Source organism: Jatrophihabitans fulvus (assembly GCF_054781375.1).
This window is the reverse complement of record NZ_BAAGUN010000002.1, coordinates 667,633-688,658: the sequence shown is the minus strand read 5'-3', so window position 1 is coordinate 688,658 and position 21,026 is coordinate 667,633. Positions and strand designations below refer to the sequence as shown.

Below are 21,026 nucleotides of genomic sequence, written 5' to 3'. Positions count from 1 at the left end.
CCGTCTCGTGAAGCCGTCTCGTGAAGCCGTCTCGTGAAGCCGTCTCGTGAAGCCGTCTCGTGAAGCCGTCTCGTGAAGCCGTCTCGTGAAGCCGTCTCAATTGTTTCGAGAAGGTGGGCGCCCGGCGCAGCCGGACGCCCGCGCACGGAGCGCCGGCCTCACCGCCGATCGCTCTGATTCCCGGCGAGCCTCTCATCGGTGTGCACATTGTCCAGTCTCAAGCGGACACGGCTAGGCATTCTGCGCACAGTGCTCGTGAGGATTGCTTCATGTTGCGCACCGAACGCCACCGTCGCACGCTCGAGCCATGACGACCGTCGACCTCACCCCCGAAGAGCGCGCCGCCGACCTCACCGTCGACCGTCTGAAGCAGCTGGTCGGTCTCGTGGAGTACGACCCGCAGTCCGACCCGTTCCCGGTCACTGCGATGGACGCGGTCGTGTTCGTCGCCGGCAACGCCACCCAGAGCGCGCACTACTACCAGCACGCGTTCGGCATGACGCTGGTCGGCTACAGCGGCCCCGAGACCGGTAACCGGGACCACAAGGCATTCGTACTGCGCAGCGGCTCGGCGCGCTTCGTGATCATCGGCGCCGTCGATCCGGCGAGCGCCTACGCCGACCACCACCGCCGCCACGGCGACGGCGTGATCGACCTGGCCCTCGAGGTGCCGGACGTCGACCGCTGCATCGCGCACGCCCGCGCCCAGGGCGCCACCGTGCTCGAGGAGCCGAACGACGTGAGCGACGAGCACGGCACGATCCGCCGTGCCGCGATCGCCGCCTACGGCGAGACCCGCCACACCCTGATCGACCGCTCTCGTTACACCGGCGTCTACCTGCCGGGGTACGTCGAGCGGACGTCGACGATGGTCGGCCCCGACAAGCGCCTGTTCCAGGCCGTCGACCACTGCGTCGGCAACGTCGAACTCGGCCACATGGACGAGTGGGTCGACTTCTACAACCGGGTCATGGGCTTCGTGAACATGGCCGAGTTCGTCGGCGACGACATCGCCACCGAGTACTCCGCCCTCATGAGCAAGGTCGTCGCGAACGGCAACCACCGGGTCAAGTTCCCGCTCAACGAGCCGGCGCTGGGCAAGAAGCGGTCGCAGATCGACGAGTACCTCGACTTCTACGGGTCGGCCGGCTGCCAGCACATCGCCATCGCCACCAACGACATCCTGCGCTCGGTCGACGAGATGACCGCCCGCGGCGTCGAGTTCCTCGCCACCCCGGACTCGTACTACGACGACCCCGAGCTGCGCGCCCGCATCGGCGAGGTGCGCGTGCCGGTCGAGCAGCTCAAAGCGCGCGGCATCCTCGTCGACCGCGACGAGGACGGCTACCTGCTGCAGATCTTCACCCGTCCCGTGGGCGACCGTCCGACGGTGTTCTTCGAGCTCATCGAGCGGCACGGATCGCTCGGTTTCGGCAAGGGCAACTTCAAGGCCCTGTTCGAGGCCATCGAGCGCGAGCAGGACGCCCGCGGCAATCTGTAGGGACTCTGGGATCCTGGGTACGTGACTTCCTTCTCCGACCTCGAGCTCCGTCCTGAGATCCAGCGGGCGCTCGACGCCCTCGGATACGAGGAACCCACGCCGATCCAGCGCGAGACGATCCCGGCCCTGCTCAGCGGCCGGGACGTCGTCGGCCAGGCGGCGACGGGCACCGGCAAGACCGCCGCGTTCGCGCTGCCGCTGCTGCAGCGCATCGAGCCCGGCGGGTCGGCGCCGCAGGCCCTCGTGCTGGTGCCGACGCGCGAGCTCGCGATCCAGGTCGCCGAGGCGACGCACCGCTACGGCAAGGAGCTGGGCGTCCGCGTGCTCGCCGTCTACGGCGGCACGCCCATCCAGCGGCAGATGCGGGCCCTGAGCACCGGCGTCGACGTCGTCGTCGCGACTCCCGGACGCGCGCTCGACCACCTCAGCCGCCGGACCGTCGACCTGACCCGGTTGCGCACGGTCGTGCTCGACGAGGCGGACGAGATGCTCGACATGGGCTTCGCCGAGGACATCGAGTCGATCATGCAGGCGGTGCCGGACGAGCGGCAGACCGTGCTGTTCTCGGCCACCCTCCCCGCCCGCATCAACGGCCTGGTGAGCACCTACCTGCGCGATCCCGTCAAGGTGCGCATCAAGCGCGACACCGACGCTGCCGAGGCCGGACGCGTCCGTCAGGTCGCCTATCTCGTCCCCCGCCAGCATAAGGCGAGCGCGCTCGGACGCCTGCTCGACATCGAGGCCCCCACCGCGGCGGTGATCTTCTGCAAAACCCGAGACGAGGTCGACACGCTCGGCGAGACGCTGAACGCGCGCGGCTACCGCGCCGAGGCGCTGCACGGCGGCATGACCCAGGACCAGCGCGACCGGGTCATGGCGAAGGTGCGCAACCAGACCGCCGACGTGCTCGTCGCGACCGACGTCGCCGCCCGCGGTCTCGACATCGACCACCTCACCCACGTCGTCAACTACGACCTGCCGTCCGCGCCCGACTCCTACGTCCACCGCATCGGACGGGTCGGCCGCGCCGGCCGTGAGGGCGTCGCGATCACCCTCGTGGAGCCGCGCCAGCACCGCCTGCTCAAGACGATCGAGAAGGCGACCAAGCAGAAGATCGCGGTCGAGCAACTGCCGACCGTCGCCGACCTGCGCGCCCGCCGCCTCGAACTCACCCGCGCCGCGCTCGAGGAGGCGCTGGTCGAGGGCGAGTACGAGCAGTACCGCGTCGTCGTCGACGCGCTCACCGACGAGTACGACCTGGTCGAGGTCGCGCTCGCCGCGGTGAAGCTCGCGCACGAGGCCGGCGCCGGCGGTCCCGAGGACGAGCCCGACATCCCCGCCGTCAGCGCCGAGTCGCCGAAGGGCGACCGCAAGACCCGTCCGCGCAACGACGTCGGCGAGAGCGTGACGATCTTCGTCGGGCTGGGGCACGCCGCCAAGGTCCGTCCGCAGGATCTCGTCGGCGCGATCGCCAACGAGACCAGCGTGTCCGGACGCCAGATCGGCGCCATCGAGATCACGCACAAGTTCTCCACCGTCGAGATCCCCGCGGCCGCCGAGGCCGAGGTCATCGACAAGCTGCAGGCGACCCTCATCAAGGGACGCAAGGCGCGGGTCGAGCGCTACAAGCCGCCGTCCCGCACGTTCGGGAAGGACAAGAAGTGACGCTGCGTCCGGTCCTGTCGACGCTGCCGGCCTACGTCCCCGGGAGGACGGTCCCCGGCGCGATCAAGCTCGCGTCCAACGAGACCCCGACCCCGCCGCTGCCCTACGTCGTGCAGCGCATCGCCGACGCCGCCGCCGGTGTGAACCGCTACCCCGACAGCAACGCGACCGAGCTGACGTCGGTGCTCGCGTCGCGTCTCGGCGTCCCGGTCGACCGGGTGCGCGTCGGCTGCGGCTCGGTGTCGCTGTGCACGCAGCTCGTGCAGGCCGTCGCCGATGCCGACGACGAGGTCATGTACGCCTGGCGGTCGTTCGAGGCGTATCCGATCATCACCGCGGTCAGTGGCGCGTCGTCGGTGCAGGTGCCGCTGTCGGACGGTCACGTGCACGACCTCGACGCGATGGCCGGGCGCATCACCGGCAAGACGCGGCTCGTGTTCGTCTGCAACCCGAACAACCCGACGGGCACGGCGGTCGGACGCGACGCGCTGGTGCGCTTCCTGCGTGCCGTCCCGTCCGACGTCGTCGTCGCGCTCGACGAGGCCTACCGCGAGTTCGTCACCGACACCGACGTCCCGGACGGCGTGACGCTGCTGGAGGAGTTCCCCAACGTCGTCGTGCTGCGCACGTTCTCGAAGGCGTACGGGCTCGCCGGTCTGCGCGTCGGATACGCGATAGCGGGCGACCCGGCGATCGCAACTGCGATCGGCCAGACGCAGGTGCCGTTCTCGGTGTCGACCGTCGCGCAGGCGGCCGCGCTCGCATCGCTGGAGCCCGAGGGCGAGCAGCAACTGGACGCGCGGGTCGCCGAGGTCGTGTCCGAGCGGGTGCGTGTGCGGGACGAACTGCTGCGGCTCGGCTACGAGGTGCCGCCGACGCAGGCCAATTTCGTCTGGCTACCGCTCGGCGACCGCACCGTCGAGTGGGCCGCCGGCATCGAGGAGCAGGGCGTCATTGCCCGCGCCTTCGCCGGCAGCGGCGCTCGCGTCACGATCAGCTCCCCGCCGGAGAACGACCTCTTCCTGGCGGCAGCCGAGAAGCTCGCCTGACGGACGGTTGTCCACAGGCGTGGCCGACGGTCGCGCGCCGTAGGACGGAATTTCCTACCGTGCGGTGGTGGCCCTTGCACGCATCGTCGTCGACACGACCGCGTTCGTGGTCGCCGCGCGCAACGCACACGACGTCGTCGCCGGAATGACCCGCACAGGGCAGATCGTGACGTTCTCGCTGGAACGCGGCGCTGGCATGGCGGGCAGCGACTCCGGCGGTGGCGCGATGATCGCCGGGGCGTACGACGCGGCGGCCGCGCACGCGCGTGAGGCGTGGTCCGCCCTCGTCCAGTGCGTCGCGCGGCTGTCCGCGCTGTACTGCTGCTCGGCCCGCAACTACGCCGCGGCCGAGAGCTCCTCCACCGCCGGCGAACGGCAGATGACATCGGTGCTGGTGGACGAGCTGCCGGCCACCCCCGTGCCGTCGTCGCTGCCCGCGTTGCCGTCGGCGCGCTCGAGCAGCGACGCGCCGATCCCCGAGCTGCCCGGCGGTGGCACCGGGCTCGGCCGCATGCTCTACAACCACACGGTGCCCAACGGCGCCGCCGCCGCCCTGCGCGTAGCCGCCGGCGACTGGGCGAACGCGGCTGCCGTGCTTCGCCACCAGGCCGAGAGCGTCGAAAGCCAGGCCTTCGTGTTCGTCGACGCCCTACTGCCGGAGCAGGACGACATCGATCGGGTCGTCGAGGCGGTTGCCGCGAACTTCCGCACCGCGGCCGACGCGCACGACGTGATCGCCGAGGCGTGCGGCGAGGTCGCCGATGGCGTCGACGTCGTCAGGGCGGCCTGGAAGGAGTGGTTGAAGGGCGCCGTCACCGGCGACCCCGCCGCCATGCAGGGCCTGCTCGCGGCACAGGCCCGGCACCTCGCCACCTGCATCCGCGTGGCCGGACGCCTCGATGCCGCCTCGCGCACCGCGTACGACGTCGTCTCGGCGGCCGTCCAGATCGCGGCGACCTCGCTGATCACCGCGCCTGTCACGGACGCCGCGGCGCTGGCTGCCGCGGCGACCCCCGCCGGAGCGCCGCCGCTCACCACGGTCCAGCGTCTGGCGAACGGCTACCGCCCGACGAAGCTGACGAAGACCGTGACCGTCGACTTGAACTGCGTTCCGAAGCGCTTGCGTGACGACGTTCCGAGGTTGCTCGCGCTCGCGCGCCAGGGACGGGTCCGGCGTCCCGGTCACGACAACGAGCCGTTCAACAACTCGGACGGACGGCTGCCCGCCCGGTCCGACTACCGCAAGTACGACCTCGCCGTGCCGGGCCAGCCACGGGGACGTGCCCGCATCATCTTCGCGGGCGATCCACGTGACCCCGATGCGATCTACTACAGCGATCACTACGACCACTACATCCTGATCGGACCGTGACCGATGCCCGATCCCCTACATGCCGTCTTCGTCGCCCATCGGGGCGCCACAGCGCGAGAGCGCGCCGCCGTCTGGACCGCTGACGGTGGACGGACCGTCGCCCTCTCGCTCGCCGACCACTCCGACGTGCGTTCGTTCGCTGCCGCCGTCATGGCGGCATTCGACAGCCCGTTCGACGACGGCGGTGGACTCGACGCTGCCATCGACACCGTCGCCGACCTGGATTGGCTGGGCGACCCGTCCTTCGTCCTCGTCGTGGAGACGTTCGACCAAGCTCCCGACGCAGTCGTCAGGGGCGCCTGCCTCTTCGCGTGCGACGTGGTCCAGCGCCGCCGGGCCGCCGCACCCTCAGTCCCCTTTCGGATCGTCCTCGTCGCCGACGACAGGCGAGCCGTCGTGCTGGACGAGCTCGAGCATCGCAACAGGGAGCTCGACGAGCTCGGCAACCGCTTCGAGAATCCGACCCTGACGGCTGCTCCGGTCGTCGCCCTCGACTGAACCCGGCCGTCCGCCGATCGAGGCGACCTCGTGCACGGCGGGGGCGTCAGCCCGACACCGGCGCCGCGTCCTTCTCGTCCGAGCCGGTCGCGATGGCCGCGTCGCGGACGGCGGCGGCGACGGCCGTCGGCACGGCCGGGTCGAAGACGGACGGGACGATGTAGGTCGCGTTCAGCTGGTCGTCCGAGACGCAGCGGGCGAGCGCGTCCGCGGCCGACAGCAGCATCGGTGTAGTGACCTCGTGCGCGCGGGCGTCGAGCAGTCCGCGGAAGACGCCGGGGAACGCGAGCACGTTGTTGATCTGGTTGGGGTAGTCGCTGCGGCCGGTGGCGACGACCGCGGCCACGCGCTGGGCGGCGTCGACGTCCACCTCGGGATCCGGGTTGGCGAGCGCGAAGATCACCGGCTTCGCGGCCATCTCGTGGATCCACGCGGCATCGAGAACGCCGGGTGCGCTCACGCCGATGAACACGTCCGCACCCTGCAGCGCGTCGCGCAGCGTGCCCGTCCGTCCGGCGGGGTTCGTCCGCCCGGCCAGGCGCTGTTTCGCCGGGTTCAACGACTCGTCGGTCGGGCTCAGGATTCCCTCGCGGTCCCACACCAGGACGTTCGCCGCCCCCGCCGCGAGCAGCAGCGACACGATCGCCGTGCCCGCGGCCCCGCCGCCCGCGACGACGATGCGCGCCTCGGACAGCGGGCGGTCGATGCAGCGCAGCGCGTTGGTCAGCGCGGCGGTGACCACGATGGCGGTGCCGTGCTGGTCGTCGTGGAACACCGGGATGGTCAGGATCTCGCGCAGCCGCTCCTCGATCTCGAAGCAGCGGGGGGCCGAGATGTCCTCGAGGTTGATGCCGCCGAAGCCCGGCGCGATCGCCTTGACCACGGCCACGATCTCGTCCGCGTCCTGGGTGTCGAGGCAGATCGGCCACGCGTCGATGTCGGCGAAGCGCTTGAACAGCGCCGCCTTGCCCTCCATCACCGGCAGCGCGGCCCCGGGACCGATGTTGCCCAGACCCAGCACCGCCGACCCGTCCGTCACGACCGCGACGGAGTTGCCCTTCACCGTCAGCTTCGCGACGTCCTCGGGGTGCTCGGCGAGCGCGAGCGACACCCGTCCGACCCCGGGCGTGTAGGCCATGGACAAGTCGTCGCGCGTCTTCAGCGAGACCTTCGGCGAGACGGCGATCTTGCCGCCGAGGTGCAGCAGGAACGTGCGGTCGCTGACCCGGTGGACGGTCACACCGGGCACGGTGCGCATCGCGTCGACCAGCGCGGTGGCGTGGTCGGCGTTGGTCGCCGAACAGGTGACGTCGACGGTGATGCGGTCGGGACGGGACTCGCTCACGTCGATCGCGGTCAGCAACCCGCCTGCGTAGCCGACGACCGTGGCCAGCTCGCCGACGACGGAGGCGGACGGCTCGGCGTAGACGCGCACGGTGATGCTGTACGACGCCCCGGTGGGCAGTTTGCGGCGGAAGTCGGACACCGGCTGGCTCATGTCGCTCATCCTGCCCCTTCCGTGCAGTGACAGGATGGTGACCGCGCCAGCCCCCGACCAGTCGTCACAACGGAGTGACCTGCTCATGACCGACACCACCGACAGCCAGACCGACACCGCGACGGATTCCGAGGGATCCTCCGAGGTCGACCCGGCCGTCTTCGCCCGTCGCTACCTCGCCCACGCGGGCGCGCAGCTCTCCGGACGCAGCGAGGCGTCCCTGCAGGAGCTCGCCCGCTCCGCGCTCGCGTTCGGCGCCCGGCGGCCGCCGGGGCACACCCTGCTGCAGGTCCGCGAGGCCGGCGGCCCGCAGGACCTCCCGCTGCGGACCGCGGTCGACATCGTCAGCGAGGACGCGCCCTACATCATCGAGTCGCTGGTCGCCGAGCTCGCCGAGGGCAACCGGGGTGTGCAGCGCATGCTGCACCCGCAGCTGGTGGTCACCCGCGACTCCGACGGCCGCCTGATCCGCGTCCACGACATCGACGACAACGCCGACGTCCCGTCCGACGCCGTCGTCGAGTCGTGGGTGCACCTCGAGCTCGATCCCGTCCCCGGCGCCGAGCACGACGCTCTCGCGACCGCGCTGCGCGGCGTGCTCGAGGACGTCCTGCACGCCGTCGCCGACGCGCCGCAGATGTACCGGCTCATCCGCACCCTCGCCGACCGACTCGTCGCCGAGCCGGGCGAGTTCGACCGCGAGACCAGCGAGGAGGCCGGCGAGCTGCTGCGCTGGCTGGCCGACGGCAACTTCATGGTGCTCGGTCACGCCGAGTTCTCCCCCAACGAGCTGGCGATGCCGCGGGCCCGGCGCACCGACCCCGCGGCCGACGGCGTGCTGCGCGGTCGTGCGCGCATCTCCCCCGTCGAGCTGCTGCCCGCGTTCCGCAGCGGCGCGCCGCTGGTCATCTTCAAGTCGCCCCTGGTGTCGACCGTGCGCCGCGCCGTCCACTACGACTGCGTCACCGTGGTCACCCCCGCGCAGGGCAGCGAGCCGCAGCGGGTGCACGTCTTCCTCGGCCTGATCACCAACGCCGAGGACGGCGTCGTCGGACGGGTCCCGGTCGTGCGCCGCCGCATCGCCGAGATCCTGTTGCGCGCGGGTGTCCGTCCGAACAGCCACAGCGGACGGCAGCTGCTCGCCGCCCTGCGCACCCTGCCGCGCGACGAGCTGCTCGAGGCCCCGACCAACGACCTGCTGCGACTCTCGCAGCTGGTCGTCGACCGCGCCGAACGCGGCACGGTCGGCGTCTTCGCGCGCACGCACCTCAACCGCGACTTCGTCGGCGTGCTCGTCTACTTCCCCGCAGACCGTTTCGGCCCCGACACCCGCCGCCGGGTCACGTCCGTCGTCAGCCGCTACTGGCCGGGCGAGATCATCGGCCGTGACGACCGCATCGTCGAACTCGGCCTGGCGCGCATGTCGATGCTGATCGCCGTCCGCCCGGGTGCGTCGGTGCCGCAGCCCGACCGCGCCGCGGTCGAGTCCGAGGTCGCCAAGGTGACCCGCGGATGGGGCGACGACCTGCAGGACCTTCTCGACATCGCGACCGGCCCGGACGATTCCGAGCGGCTCTACCGGCGCTACCGCGACGTGATCCCCGAGGCCTACAAGGAGGACTTCCACGCGGCCACGGCGGTGCGCGACATCGTGCGTCTCGACCAGCTGCCCGACTCCGACGGCCTCGCGTTCGACCTATACACCCCGGCCCCGGACGACGCCGCCGACAAGCGGGTCAAGGTGTACCGCTCGGGCGAGGCGGTGTCGCTGGCCAAGGCGCTGCCGATCTTCACCCAGATGGGCATCGAGGTCCTCGACGAGCGGCCCTACGAGTTCGAGGTCGGCGGCGGGTGCCGCTGGATCTACGACTTCGGGTTGCGGTTGCCGTCAGGGGTCGAACTCGACGAGCAGCGCACCACCAACGTCATCGACCTGCTGCGGCTGCTCTGGCGCGAGCAGCTCGAGCAGGACGGGTTCAATGCCCTCGTCGTGCGCACCGACCTCACGTGGTGGCAGATCAACATCATCCGCGTCTACGCGAAGTACATGCGCCAGGCCGGCACGACGTTCAGCCAGGGCTACATCGAGCAGGCACTGAACGACAACACCCGGATCGCGGCCGCGATCGTCGACCTGTTCGAGTCGCGGTTCGATCCCGACCGCGGCAACGAGGCGCCGCTGACCGACACCGCCAAGGGCCCGGTCGGACGCACGGACGTCGTCGAGCACCTGCTGTCCGGGGTCGCGAGCCTCGACCAGGACCGCATCCTGCGCACGCTGCTCGACCTGGTGAACAACACGCTGCGCACCAACGCCTACCGCACCGACTCCCGGACGAAGGACGTCGTCGCCGGCGAGCGCCGGACCACGATCGCGGTCAAGCTCGACGCGCGTCGCATCACCGACCTGCCGCAGCCGCGTCCGCGCTTCGAGGTGTGGGTGCACTCGCCGTGGGTCGAGGGGGTGCACCTGCGCTTCGGCTCGGTCGCCCGGGGCGGGCTGCGCTGGTCGGACCGGCGGGAGGACTTCCGCACCGAGATCCTCGGCCTGGTCAAGGCGCAGATGGTGAAGAACGCCGTCATCGTCCCCACCGGCGCGAAGGGAGGTTTCGTCGCCAAGCGGCTGCCCGACCCCAACGTCGACCGGGACGCGTGGGTGGCCGAGGGTGTTCGCTGCTACCGGGCGTTCATCGCCTCGCTGCTCGACGTCACCGACGACTACGCGCTCGGCGACGACGGCACCCAGGTCGTGGTGCCACCGCCGCGGGTGCGTCGCTACGACGCCGACGACCCCTACCTCGTGGTCGCCGCCGACAAGGGCACGGCCACCTTCAGCGACATCGCGAACGGCATCGCGCTCGACTACGGCTTCTGGCTCGGCGACGCGTTCGCCAGCGGCGGGTCGGTCGGGTTCGACCACAAGGCCATGGGCATCACCGCGCGCGGTGCGTGGGAGTCGGTCAAGTACCACTTCCGCGAGCTCGGTCTCGACACCCAGAACGACGACTTCACCGTCGTCGGCATCGGCGACATGTCCGGGGACGTGTTCGGCAACGGCATGCTGCTGTCCGAACACATCCGCCTCGTCGCGGCCTTCGACCACCGCCACGTGTTCCTCGACCCCGACCCGGACGCGGCCTCGTCCTTCGCCGAGCGGCAGCGCCTGTTCGCGCTGCCCCGTTCGTCGTGGGCCGACTACGACACCGCGCTCATCTCCGAGGGCGGTGGCGTCTGGCCGCGGACGGCGAAGTCGATCCCGATCAGCCCGCAGGTCGCAGCGAGGCTCGCGCTGCCCGACGGGACGACGCGCATGACGCCGAACGAGCTGCTGCACGCTGTGCTGCTCGCGCCGGTCGACCTGCTCTGGAACGGCGGCATCGGCACCTACGTCAAGGCGAGCACCGAGTCGCACGCCGACGCCGGTGACAAGGCCAACGACGGGTTGCGCGTCAACGGCGCCGAGCTGCGCTGCCACGTCGTCGGTGAGGGCGGCAACCTCGGCCTCACCCAGCGCGGCCGCATCGAGTACGCCCGCGCCGGCGGCCACGTGAACACCGACGCCATCGACAACTCCGCCGGCGTCGACACGTCCGACCACGAGGTCAACCTCAAGATTCTGCTCAACCGTGCGGTCGCGTCCGGCGACCTGACCGTCGACGAGCGCAACGACGTCCTCGCGGCCGCCACCGACGACGTCGCCGAGCACGTGCTGCGCGACAACTACGAGCAGAACGTTCTGCTCGGCATGGCCCGCAAGCTCAGCCCCGCGCTGGCGTCCGTGCACCTGCGCTTCATGCAGGAGCTCGAGCGGGCGGGCGAGCTCGACCGGGCGCTCGAGTTCCTGCCCGGTGACCAGGAGATGGCCCGGCGCGAGGCCGAGGGATACGGCCTGGTGTCGCCCGAGAACGCGGTGCTGGTCGCCTACTCGAAGATGACGCTGACGCAGCACATCGAGGACTCCACGCTCCCGGACGAGGCGTGGTTCCAGAACGCGCTCGCGAACTACTTCCCCGAGTCGATCCGCACCCGCTTCGCCGACCAGCTGCCGCACCACCCGCTCAAGCGCGAGATCATCACGACCGTCGTCGTGAACGACATGATCAACCGGGCGGGGACGACGTTCGTGCACCGCGCGATGGAGGAGACGGGCGTCGACACCGCGCAGATCGCCCGCGCCTACGCGGTGGTGCGCAGCGTCTTCGACCTGCCGTCGCTGTGGGGCGCGATCGAGGCGCTCGACAACCAGGTCCCCACCGAGGCGCAGCACGCCGGCTACCAGGAGATCCGTCGCCTCATCGACCGCGCCACCCGCTGGCTGGTCGAGGAGCGGTTCCCGATCCAGGACGTCGCCGCCGAGATCTCCCGCTACGAGCCCATCGTGCGCGAGCTCGGATCGCACTGCCCCGATCTGCTCCGTGGCGTCGAACGCCAGACGCTGTTCGACGACGCCGACAAGCTCACCGGCCTCGGCCTGCCGCGCGATCTCGCGGTCCGGCTGGCCGAACTGCTGAGCGCGTTTTTGCTGCTGGACGTCATCGAGATCGCGCACGCCACCGGACGTCCGGCCCGCGAGGTCGCGACGCTGCACTACGCGCTGTCCGAACGGCTCAGCGTCGACCAGATGCTGACCAAGGTGACCGAGCTGCCGCGCGACGACCGCTGGTCGACGCTCGCCCGCTCGGCGGCGCGGCACGACGTCTACGCGGCCCTGTCTGCCATCACGACCGCGGTCCTGACCACCACCGCCGAGCACGAGTACCCGGACGTCGACGCCCGCATCCTGGCCTGGGCCGACCAGAACACCGAGCGGGTCGAACGCGCCCGGCAGACGGTCACGGACGCGCTCTCGCGCGATCACGTCGACCTGGCGACGCTGTCGGTGGCGCTGCGGGTGCTGCGCGGGCTGGCCGGCTGAGCCGGCCGGCAGCTCGGGGGGACGGTCGCCGGGTGTCAGACCGCGTAGCGGACCGGCACCCGGGCCCACACCTGCTTGCCGTCGGTGAGCGGTTGCACGCCCCACTCGACGGCGACGGCGGCCACGATGGCCAGGCCGCGGCCGTTGGGTGAGGTCTCGGGGACGGTGCGCACGTGGGGCTGCTCGGAGCTGCCGTCGCGGACCCGCACGATGACGGTGCTGTCCTCGAGCTGCCAGGCGACGTCGAGGCTGCCGTGCTCCGCGGCGTGGGTGACGGCGTTGCCGACGAGCTCACTGGCGACGAGCACGACATCGTCGATCGCGTCCGGGGTGACCGATCGGGCAGCGAGGTCGGCGGCGATCTTGCGACGTACCTCTCCTGCGCTCGTCGCATCGTGTCGGACGCGCAACGAACCCACGTCCACGACTCCTCCGGACTGCGTTACGAATGCTCCCGGCAGGGTCCCCGACCCCGTCCGGCGTCTAACCGCCCGGGTGACGCCGGGCATGCCGCGGGCGTCCCGGACCGCCGACCCGTCGGTTGCGCGCCAACGGACTCGTCCTCGAATGCGCTGATGCCCGCTTCGCCCGGATCGCCTCACCCGGACCGCCTCACCCCGAACGCTCGGCGGACGCGAGCTGGGCGAGCACCTCCCGCGGACGGTCGGTGATGATCGTGTCGACGCCGAGCCCGCGGACGAACTCGACGTCCTCGGGCTCGTCGACCGTCCAGACGTACACCGGGTAGCCGCGGGCGTGTGCCCGCTCGACGTACCCGGGGTCGGCGCGCAGCAGGTGCAGTCCGGGACCGGCGATCGTCACCCCGGCGGGCAGCAGCCCCTCGCGCCGCAGCGGCAGCAGCCGGTCGAGCAGCAGCACCGTCGGCACGTCCGGGGCGAGCAGTTTCACCCGGCGGACGGCGGTGGGGGCGAAGCTCATCACCACGACGCGGCTGTCGGGATCGGCCGGTTCGCGCAGCGACCGCGGCGGGCCGGGCCGACCGGCCCATCCGAAGCGCTGCAGCATCTCGACGAGCGTCTTCTCGACCAGGCCGGCGTAGCGGGTCGGGTGCTTGGTCTCGATGAGCAGCTTGACCGGACGGTCGGCGTCGCGGACGAGTCCCAGCAGCATCTCGAGCGTCAGCACGCCCCCGTCGGCCGCGCTGTCGGGGGCGACGTCGGCCAGGTAGGGGTTGTCGGCGGCCTCGGTCGTGACGAGCCCGTCCGCGGACGCCGGCAGGTCGGCGTGCCACGAGGTGAAGTCGAGGGCGTCGAGCGAGCGCAGGTCGAGCTCGCTGACCACGCCCCGGCCGTCGGACGTGCGGTTGACCGTCCGGTCGTGCACGCAGACGAGATGCTCGTCGCGGGTCATGCGGACGTCGCACTCGAGGGCGTCGGCGCCGGCGTCGATCGCGAGTTGGTACGCGGCCAGGGTGTGCTCGGCCACCGCGCGGGACGCGCCGCGGTGGGCGACCAGCATCGGACGGGCCGGTGGCGTCACCGGCGGTCCGGTCCGCACTCTCACGGTGGCCATCGTGACCGCTCCAGGTGGCGTGCCGGTGAACGCGGGATGGTCAGCGGACGGTGGGGGCGCTGTCGCCGTCGGTCACCATCGGCTTGCCGGCGGCGTGCCAGGCGAGCATGCCGCCTTCGAGGTTGACGGCGTCGTAGCCGGCGTTGCGCAGGAACGCGGTGACCTGCGCCGACCGTCCGCCGGCCTTGCAGGCGACGACGATGCGCGCATCGGGGGTCAGCTCGCCGGGGTCGTACGACAGCTTCTGCGGCACCGAGTTCATCGGCACGTGCACGGCGCCGTCGACGTGGCCGGCGCGCCACTCGTCGTCCTCGCGCACGTCGAGCAGGACGGCGTCGTCGGGGATGCCGTCGATGCCGACGGACGGGACCTCGTGCGGATGCATGGTCTCGACGCTACCTACTTGATGAGGCGCGACAGCCGCCGGTCGGCGAGTTCGCGGCCCTCGGTCTGACAGGTGGGGCAGTACTGGAAGCTGCGGTCGGCGAAGGACACCTCGCGGACGGTGTCGCCGCACACCGGGCACGGCAGGCCGGTGCGGGCGTGCACCTTCATGCCGCTGCGCTTCTCGGACTTCAGGGTGGCCGCCTGGTGCCCGACCGACCGGCCGACCGCGTCGGTGAGCACCGTGACCACGGCCTCGTGCAACCGGCTGATCTCGTCCTCGGTGAGCTTGCCGGTGTTCTTGAACGGCGACAGCTTCGCCGCGTGCAGGATCTCGTCGGAGTAGGCGTTGCCCACTCCTGCCAGCACGGTCTGGTCGGTCAGGGCCCGCTTCAGCTGCGCGCGCTGCGCGGTGAGCAGGGTGCCGAGCTCGTCGCGTCCGATCGCCAGCGCGTCGGGACCGAGGCGGGCCACGCCGGGCACGTCGAGCGGGTCGCGGACGAGGTACGCGGCCAGTCGCTTCTTCGTCCCGGCCTCGGTGAGGTCGAAGCCGGGCGTGGGTCCGTCGTCGAACTCGGGGCTCAGGTGCACCCGCAGCGCGATCGTGCTCTTGCCGCCGGGACGCGGCGGGGCCGGCGGCAGCGACTCGCGCCAGTGCAGCCAGCCGCCGCGCGACAGGTGCGTGACCAGGTGCAGCACCTCACCCGCCGCCTCGGACGCGACCACGAGGTCGAGGAACTTGCCGTACCGGGCGGCGTCGACGACGTACGCGCCGTTCAGCACCGCCATGGGCGGGTCGAACGTCTTGACCGCGCTGAACGCGACGACGTCGACCCGCGTGACCCGCTGCCCGACGGCACGCTCGCGCAGGAACGTCGCGAGCGCCTCGACCTCGGGCAGTTCGGGCACGGGCGTTACCGGCTCAGGCGGCTGCCGAGGTCGGCGATCGGGAACGTGATGCCGGTGGTGCTGTGGCAGCGGTATCCGTTCGGGTTCTTCGCCAGGTACTGCTGGTGGTAGGCCTCGGCGTAGTAGAAGTGCCCGAGCTGGGCGACCTCGGTCGTCACCCGGCCGTAGCCGAGACCGTCGAGGGTCTCGCCGTACAGTGCGGCGGCCTGCTCGGCGACCTCGCGCTGAGCCTCGGACGTCCAGTAGATCGCCGAGCGGTACTGGGTGCCGACGTCGTTGCCCTGCCGCATGCCCTGCGTCGGGTCGTGGTTCTCGAAGAACGTGGCGACCAGGCGCGCGTAGTCGACCTGCTCGGGGTCGTACACCGCCAGCACGGCCTCGGTGTGGCCGGTGAGGCCCGAGCAGACCTCCTCGTAGTCGGGGTGGGCGGTGATGCCGCCGCTGTAACCGACCGCGGTCGTGAACACGCCGGGCAGCTGCCAGAACACCTCCTCGACGCCCCAGAAGCAGCCGGCACCGAACACCGCCTGCTCGTAGCCGTCCGGGAACGGCGGCTGGATCGGGTTGCCGTTGACGTAGTGGGTCGAGGGCACCGGGAACTCGTAGTGGTCGCGGCCGCGCAGCGCGCGCTCGGGCTCCACGAGCTGTGTCTTCGGGCGTGAGAACAGCATGCGTCCGAGGCTACGCAGGACGTAGGCTCGATGCCATGCACGCGGTGGGCGTCACGGCCGGTCCCGGCCTGCCGTTCCCACCCCGGTCCGACAGGAGGCGCACGGCATGACGCAGTGGGGCCTCGACACCCTGTTCAACCCGGCGAAGCGTCACATGGACGAGGAGAAGCGCCGGCTGCAGTCCACCCGCGAGGAGGTCGGCGACGCCTCGGGCGGCCGCCGCATCGACCTCGAGTCCGGCAAGGTCACCATCCAGCGCGACGACGAGGCGGCGGACGGGACCGAGGAGATCGACCCGTCCGCGACGGACGAGTCGGCCGCGGGCGCGAAGGCGTCGAAGGCATCGAAGCCGGCGAAGGCTCCGAAGACTCCGAAGGACGAGAAGGACCTCACGCCGGCGCAGCTGCGGGCGCTCAAGCGGCGCGGCCGCGCCTGACACCTCGGCGCCCCGATCGCGCAGAGCGCGGACCCGCATCTCACGGGCCGTTCTCCGGACAGCACAAACCCCCGGTGAGCGGGGGATTCACCGGGGGTCTGGACGTGCTGTGGTCTGTCGTGCGCCCGTCTCGATGAGCGGGGGATTCACCGAGTCGAACTGAAAGACCTGACTCGAGAGAATCGGTGAGCGGGGGATTCACCGATGACCCTCGGGGTACTGCGTCAGGTCCGTCCCGGACTTTGTGTTCGCCGGCTTCCGTGCCTGACAAGAAGAAATATGCCTGCGTGGCCCGCGTGAAGTCAAGTGTTGAACCCGAAACTACATACCTGTAATTCGTGAACGTCCGCAGAGCGTCCGGTATGCGGTCGTATGCCCGGGCAAACCGGACGCGATTTCGTGCTGATTGGTCCGGCTCAGGACCTCTGGCGGGACGTTCGGCGTGTCGCGGCGGGACCCTGCCGGGACCCTCCGTGGACGCCCCGATGACGCTGCGTCACGAGTCCGTCCCGCTCCGCCGGTCTTGGGCGGTTCCGGCCCGACTAGGGACCTTGCAGGCCCATCTCACCGGGCTCGTCCGGATCCCAGGAACCGCCGTGCACGCGGGCGATGAGGTCCTGCAGCACCGGCCCGACGACCTGCGGGAACCCGCCGACCTGGATCGCGATGCTGAAGCGGTCGCTCGAGACCGCCGACACGTCCTCGCTCTCCGGCGCGCCCTCGACGACCATCCGTTCCGACAGCGTCAGCACCTGGAAGCCGAGGCCGCGCGCGTTCAGGAACGCGGTCACGGCCTCGACCTCCTGCTCGTCGACGGTCTGGACGAACACCTGTCCCTGCAACCAGCCGGTCATGTCCATGGCGTGCCCGTGGACGGGACGGCCTGCGCCGGGCTGCCGGTCGCGGCCAGACCGAGGACGGTCGCGGCGGCGACGCCGGTCGCGAGGGCGATGCGGGCGCCACGGCGCCCCTGGGTGATTGACACGATTCCTCCGCTACTACCCACTTGCCGGAAATCCGCAGTTCGCGGGAAGTCTGCACCATCGAGGTGACCTGCGGGTGACGGGATTCCGCTCGACGGCCGTCCCGGACGCAGCCGTCCGAGGGCGGGTGGAAAGGTGAGGGCATGAACGTCCTGCTGATCGGGCCCCCCGGTGCCGGTAAGGGCACTCAGGGCGAGCGCCTCGCCCGCGAGCTCGGCCTCGAACATCTCGCCACCGGCGACCTGCTGCGGGCCGAGGTGAAAACGGGCACCGAGCTCGGCCTCAAGGCCGAGGCCGTCATGCAGCGGGGCGATCTCGTTCCCGACGACGTGATCATCGAGATGGTGATGCCGCGCGTGCTCGCCGCCGCCCGCGGCAACGGCTACCTGCTCGACGGGTTCCCGCGCTCGGTCGAGCAGGCCAGCGAGGCACGCAAGCTCGCCGCGTCCGAGAACGCGAGCCCCGACGCCGTCATCTACCTCGACGTCCCGCGCGAGGAACTGATGCGCCGCATCCTCGCCCGCGCCGAGACCGAGGGCCGCTCGGACGACAACGAGGAGACCGTCCGCAACCGGTTACGGGTCTTCGACGAGGCCACCCAGCCGCTCGTCGACCACTACCGCGACCGTGGGCTGCTCCACGTCGTCGACGCCGACCAGGACCAGGAGTCGGTCACCCGGGCGATCCTCGCCGTCCTCCCCTCCCGCTGAGCCGCCTGCACCACCCGCCCGGCCCGCCCCGGCCCTTTTGTTGAGTGGCGCGATCACCCGCTCTGTGGCGCGAAAAATCGCGCCACAGAATCGGGTTCCGCGCCACTCAACCGGTTCGCACCGGCCATCCGGAGAACCTGGCACGTTGGGGACCGAACCGGCTTTCCGCAAGGACCCCGGCCGGCCTGTGGACGGCGCGCGGTCGTCCACAGGCGCCAACGCGGCCAGGGCGCGGTCCACCGCAGGCTGCGCGGATGTCCTCTTCCGATCGACTGGTCCGTCTCACCCACGGGGTGCACCGCTCGCCGCTCCAGGCGTCGGACGACGTCGGCCGGATCGCCGCGCTGCTCAGTGCGTGTCCGCCGGGGACCGTCGTCGCCGGCGAGTCCGCTGCGCGGCTGCACGGCATGTGGTTGCCCGGGGAACCCGACGTCCGGCTCGAGGTCGTCCTGCACCCCACTCGCGGCTTGCCGGCGGAAAGGCCTCACAGCCGGCGCGACGAGATCCGGTGCCGGCGTCTGGTCGTGCCGTCCGCCGACGTGGTGGAGGTCGAGGGGCTCGCGGTGACGAGCCCGGCACGGACATGGCTGGATCTCGCGGCGCGCTACCGGCGCGGAGATCTCGTGGCACTGGGTGACTCGGCCCTGCGCGCCGGCGCGACGCACGCCGACATCGCGGAGGTCGTCGCCCGCGCCCGCCGGCGCCCGGGTGTCGTGGCGGCGCGACAGGTCGTGCACTGTCTGGACGGGCGTGCCCGTTCGCGACCGGAGAGTCACTTGCGGTGGGTCCTGCTCGACGCCGGGTTCCCGCGTCCGGAGGTGAACCGAGCGGTCAACGACGAGTTCGGGCAGTGGATGTTCGAACCGGACCTCGGTTTCGACGAAGTGCAGCTCGCGGTCGAGTACCAGGGCGCGGTCCATGAGACCGACGACCAGCGACCCAAGGACCTCACCCGCGCCACCGACGTCGAGTCACGCAGCAACTGGCGGGTGCTCTTCGTCGACAAGCGCCAGGTCTTCCGGCAGCCGGACGTCGTCGTCCGTCGGGTGAAGCAACTCTGGTGGGAACAGGCTCGCTCCCTCAGGTCGAGTGGCGCGGTATGGGCTTGAGTGGCGCGAAATTCTGCGCCACAGAGCGGGTTTCCGCGCCACTCAACAGAAAGGGCGGGTCAGTCGGAGTCGGAGCCAGAGTCGGAGTTCGCGTCGGAGTCGGATTTGGAGTTGGAGTCGGAGTTCGCGTCGCCGTCCGGGTCGGGGAGTTCGCGCTTGACGACCTTGCCGGCGGGGTTGCGGGGCATCTCGTCGATGAACACGATCTCGCGGGGCACCTTGTAGCGGGCGAGGTTGCTCTTGACGTGGTCCTTGAGCTCCTGCTCCTCGACGGAGGCGCCGTCGTCCTTGACCACGTACGCGCGCAGCCGCTTGCCGTACTTCTCGTCGTCGACGCCGACGACGGCGACGTCCGAGACGCCGTCGTAGGAGCCCAGCAGGTCCTCGACCTCGGCGGGGAAGACGTTCTCGCCGCCGGAGACGATCATGTCGTCGTCGCGGCCGTCGACGAAGAGCCGTCCGTCGTCGTCGAGGCGTCCGACGTCGCCGGTGGACATCAGCCCCGAGACGGTCTCCTTCGAGCCGCCGCCGGTGTAGCCCTCGAACTGCATGGTGCTGCCGACGAAGATGCGGCCCGACTCGCCGGTGGGCAGCTCGTTGCCGTCGTCGTCGAGGATCTTGATCGTGGTGCCGGGCGGTGGCTTGCCGACGGTGCCGGGCGCGGACCGCATGTCCTGCGGTGTCGCGATGGTGGCGTAGGCGACCTCGGTGGAGCCGTAGAGGTTGTAGACGATGTCGCCGAGCAGGTCCATCGTCCGCGTCGCGAGGTCGGTCGGCAGCGCGGAACCCGACAGCGCGATCACGCGCAAATTCGAGAGGTCGAGCTTGCCGATCTCGTCCTCACCGACGTCGAGCAGTCGCGACAGCAGGATGGGGACGGTCACGAGCGTGTCGGCCTTATGCTCCTCGAGCGCGTTCCAGGTGAACGCCGGATCGGTCTTGCGCGCGGTGACCAGCGTGTTGCCAAGACCCAGCGACAGCATGGACGACAGCAGTCCCCAAGCGTGGAAACCGGGGGCGGCGAGCACGACCGTCCGCCCGGCCCGCAGCGGGATCTTCGACAGGTAGCCGCCGGGCAGCGCGAGCGACAGCGCCATGTCGCGCGGCGCGCCCTTGGGCGTACCGGTCGTCCCGGACGTCAGCAGCACGATCTTCTGCCTCGCGTCGGGCTTCGGCGGACGGGACGTGCTGCCGTTCTCGATCAGGCTCATCAGGGTGTCGGCGTGGGCCTCGCCGTCGTGCCACGCGACGAACTTGCCGCCCTCGAGCGACACCGCGTCGGCGACGTCGGCGAACTCCTCGTCGTGGATGAGCGCCTTGACGCCCTCGCGCTCGCACACGTCCTTCAGCTGCGGGCCGGCGAAGTCGGTGTTGAGCAGCAGCGTCTTCGCGCCGAGCTTCGCACCGGCGGCGAGCGACAGCCACAGGCCGCGGTGGTTGCGGCACATGATGCCGAAGCCGTCGCGCGGCTCGACCCCGCGTTCGCGCAGTGAGTTGGCCAGCGCGTTGCTCTGCTTCTCCATCTCGGCGAACGAGATCGAGCCGATCTCGTCGACGATCGCGGCGCGGTCACCGAACGCGGCAGCCCCCAGGGAGATCGCGGCGCCGGCCGGCCCGTAGACGACCACGTCGCGCAGCGCCGGCGCCAGCTTGTGCGGCAGCGTGAACGCGATGTCGGTGCCACCCGCCTGCACCAGCGTCGCGGCGTACCGCGCCTCGAGCCCCGCCCGTTCGAGCGCCTGCAACGCCAGCTTCCGGATGTCCATGTAGTTGTCCTACCAGCGCGGGGGCGG

18 protein-coding genes are annotated in these 21,026 nt (G+C 71.0%); 9 read left to right on the top strand and 9 right to left on the bottom strand.

The window, feature by feature from the left end; all coding sequences use genetic code 11:
* The first annotated feature begins 307 nt into the window (after positions 1-307).
* From hppD to ACYVP9_RS11740, 5 genes are all read left to right on the top strand, one after another.
* Entirely contained in the window at positions 308-1,501 is a 1,194-nt protein-coding gene (gene hppD, locus ACYVP9_RS11760; RefSeq protein ID WP_460605010.1) for a 4-hydroxyphenylpyruvate dioxygenase family protein, read from the top strand.
* Between the two features lie 21 nt (positions 1,502-1,522).
* Complete coding sequence (locus ACYVP9_RS11755) at positions 1,523-3,166, top strand: DEAD/DEAH box helicase (protein WP_460605009.1); 1,644 nt, start codon at positions 1,523-1,525, stop codon at positions 3,164-3,166.
* Entirely contained in the window at positions 3,163-4,215 is a 1,053-nt protein-coding gene (locus ACYVP9_RS11750) for a pyridoxal phosphate-dependent aminotransferase (protein ID WP_460605007.1), read from the top strand. Before ACYVP9_RS11755 ends, ACYVP9_RS11750 begins: the two co-directional genes overlap by 4 nt.
* Before the next feature lie 67 nt (positions 4,216-4,282).
* Positions 4,283-5,587 (top strand): ribonuclease domain-containing protein, encoded by a 1,305-nt coding sequence (locus tag ACYVP9_RS11745; protein WP_460605006.1) that lies wholly within the window; start codon positions 4,283-4,285, stop codon positions 5,585-5,587.
* A gap of 3 nt (positions 5,588-5,590) precedes the next feature.
* Positions 5,591-6,085, top strand: coding sequence for a barstar family protein (locus tag ACYVP9_RS11740; protein ID WP_460605005.1), 495 nt, complete (start codon positions 5,591-5,593; stop codon positions 6,083-6,085).
* A gap of 46 nt (positions 6,086-6,131) precedes the next feature.
* Here the strand turns inward: ACYVP9_RS11740 and ACYVP9_RS11735 are convergent, their stop codons facing one another.
* The gene (locus ACYVP9_RS11735; RefSeq protein WP_460605003.1) at positions 6,132-7,583 is read right to left on the bottom strand and encodes an NAD-dependent malic enzyme; all 1,452 of its coding nucleotides are present in this window, start codon (positions 7,581-7,583) and stop codon (positions 6,132-6,134) included.
* A gap of 85 nt (positions 7,584-7,668) precedes the next feature.
* Here ACYVP9_RS11735 and ACYVP9_RS11730 point away from each other — a divergent pair, with 85 nt between their 5' ends.
* Entirely contained in the window at positions 7,669-12,498 is a 4,830-nt protein-coding gene (locus ACYVP9_RS11730) for an NAD-glutamate dehydrogenase (protein WP_460605002.1), read from the top strand.
* Between the two features lie 35 nt (positions 12,499-12,533).
* Here the strand turns inward: ACYVP9_RS11730 and ACYVP9_RS11725 are convergent, their stop codons facing one another.
* From ACYVP9_RS11725 to msrA, 5 genes are all read right to left on the bottom strand, one after another.
* Positions 12,534-12,917: an ATP-binding protein gene (locus tag ACYVP9_RS11725; RefSeq protein ID WP_460605000.1), complete on the bottom strand. Its 384-nt coding sequence runs from the start codon at positions 12,915-12,917 to the stop codon at positions 12,534-12,536.
* A 193-nt stretch (positions 12,918-13,110) separates the two neighbouring features.
* Positions 13,111-14,031, bottom strand: a complete 921-nt coding sequence (locus tag ACYVP9_RS11720) for a glycerophosphodiester phosphodiesterase (RefSeq protein WP_460604999.1) — start codon at positions 14,029-14,031, stop codon at positions 13,111-13,113.
* 40 nt (positions 14,032-14,071) lie between these two features.
* Complete coding sequence (locus tag ACYVP9_RS11715; RefSeq protein WP_460604996.1) at positions 14,072-14,416, bottom strand: rhodanese-like domain-containing protein; 345 nt, start codon at positions 14,414-14,416, stop codon at positions 14,072-14,074.
* Positions 14,417-14,430: 14 nt separating this feature from the next.
* Positions 14,431-15,324 (bottom strand): Fpg/Nei family DNA glycosylase, encoded by an 894-nt coding sequence (locus ACYVP9_RS11710; RefSeq protein ID WP_460604994.1) that lies wholly within the window; start codon positions 15,322-15,324, stop codon positions 14,431-14,433.
* 5 nt (positions 15,325-15,329) lie between these two features.
* On the bottom strand, positions 15,330-15,995 hold the full coding sequence (gene msrA / locus ACYVP9_RS11705; RefSeq protein WP_460604993.1) for a peptide-methionine (S)-S-oxide reductase: 666 nt from the start codon (positions 15,993-15,995) through the stop codon (positions 15,330-15,332).
* Between the two features lie 106 nt (positions 15,996-16,101).
* Between msrA and ACYVP9_RS11700 the strand changes: the two genes are divergently transcribed.
* A complete protein-coding gene (locus ACYVP9_RS11700) occupies positions 16,102-16,431 on the top strand; it encodes a DUF6191 domain-containing protein (protein ID WP_460604991.1) in 330 nt (109 codons plus the stop codon).
* Positions 16,432-16,973: 542 nt separating this feature from the next.
* Here ACYVP9_RS11700 and ACYVP9_RS11695 read toward each other — a convergent pair.
* Both ACYVP9_RS11695 and ACYVP9_RS11690 read right to left on the bottom strand, forming a co-directional pair.
* The gene (locus tag ACYVP9_RS11695) at positions 16,974-17,285 is read right to left on the bottom strand and encodes a hypothetical protein (RefSeq protein ID WP_460604989.1); all 312 of its coding nucleotides are present in this window, start codon (positions 17,283-17,285) and stop codon (positions 16,974-16,976) included.
* Positions 17,282-17,416, bottom strand: a complete 135-nt coding sequence (locus tag ACYVP9_RS11690; protein WP_460604988.1) for a hypothetical protein — start codon at positions 17,414-17,416, stop codon at positions 17,282-17,284. Before ACYVP9_RS11690 ends, ACYVP9_RS11695 begins: the two co-directional genes overlap by 4 nt.
* Positions 17,417-17,557: 141 nt before the next feature.
* Between ACYVP9_RS11690 and ACYVP9_RS11685 the strand changes: the two genes are divergently transcribed.
* Both ACYVP9_RS11685 and ACYVP9_RS11680 read left to right on the top strand, forming a co-directional pair.
* Positions 17,558-18,124 (top strand): adenylate kinase family protein, encoded by a 567-nt coding sequence (locus ACYVP9_RS11685; protein WP_460604987.1) that lies wholly within the window; start codon positions 17,558-17,560, stop codon positions 18,122-18,124.
* A gap of 254 nt (positions 18,125-18,378) precedes the next feature.
* Positions 18,379-19,233: a hypothetical protein gene (locus ACYVP9_RS11680; RefSeq protein ID WP_460604985.1), complete on the top strand. Its 855-nt coding sequence runs from the start codon at positions 18,379-18,381 to the stop codon at positions 19,231-19,233.
* A 59-nt stretch (positions 19,234-19,292) separates the two neighbouring features.
* On the opposite strand, the gene ACYVP9_RS11675 is transcribed toward ACYVP9_RS11680, so the two are convergent.
* Positions 19,293-20,999 (bottom strand): AMP-binding protein, encoded by a 1,707-nt coding sequence (locus ACYVP9_RS11675; RefSeq protein WP_460604982.1) that lies wholly within the window; start codon positions 20,997-20,999, stop codon positions 19,293-19,295.
* Positions 21,000-21,026 lie beyond the last annotated feature (27 nt).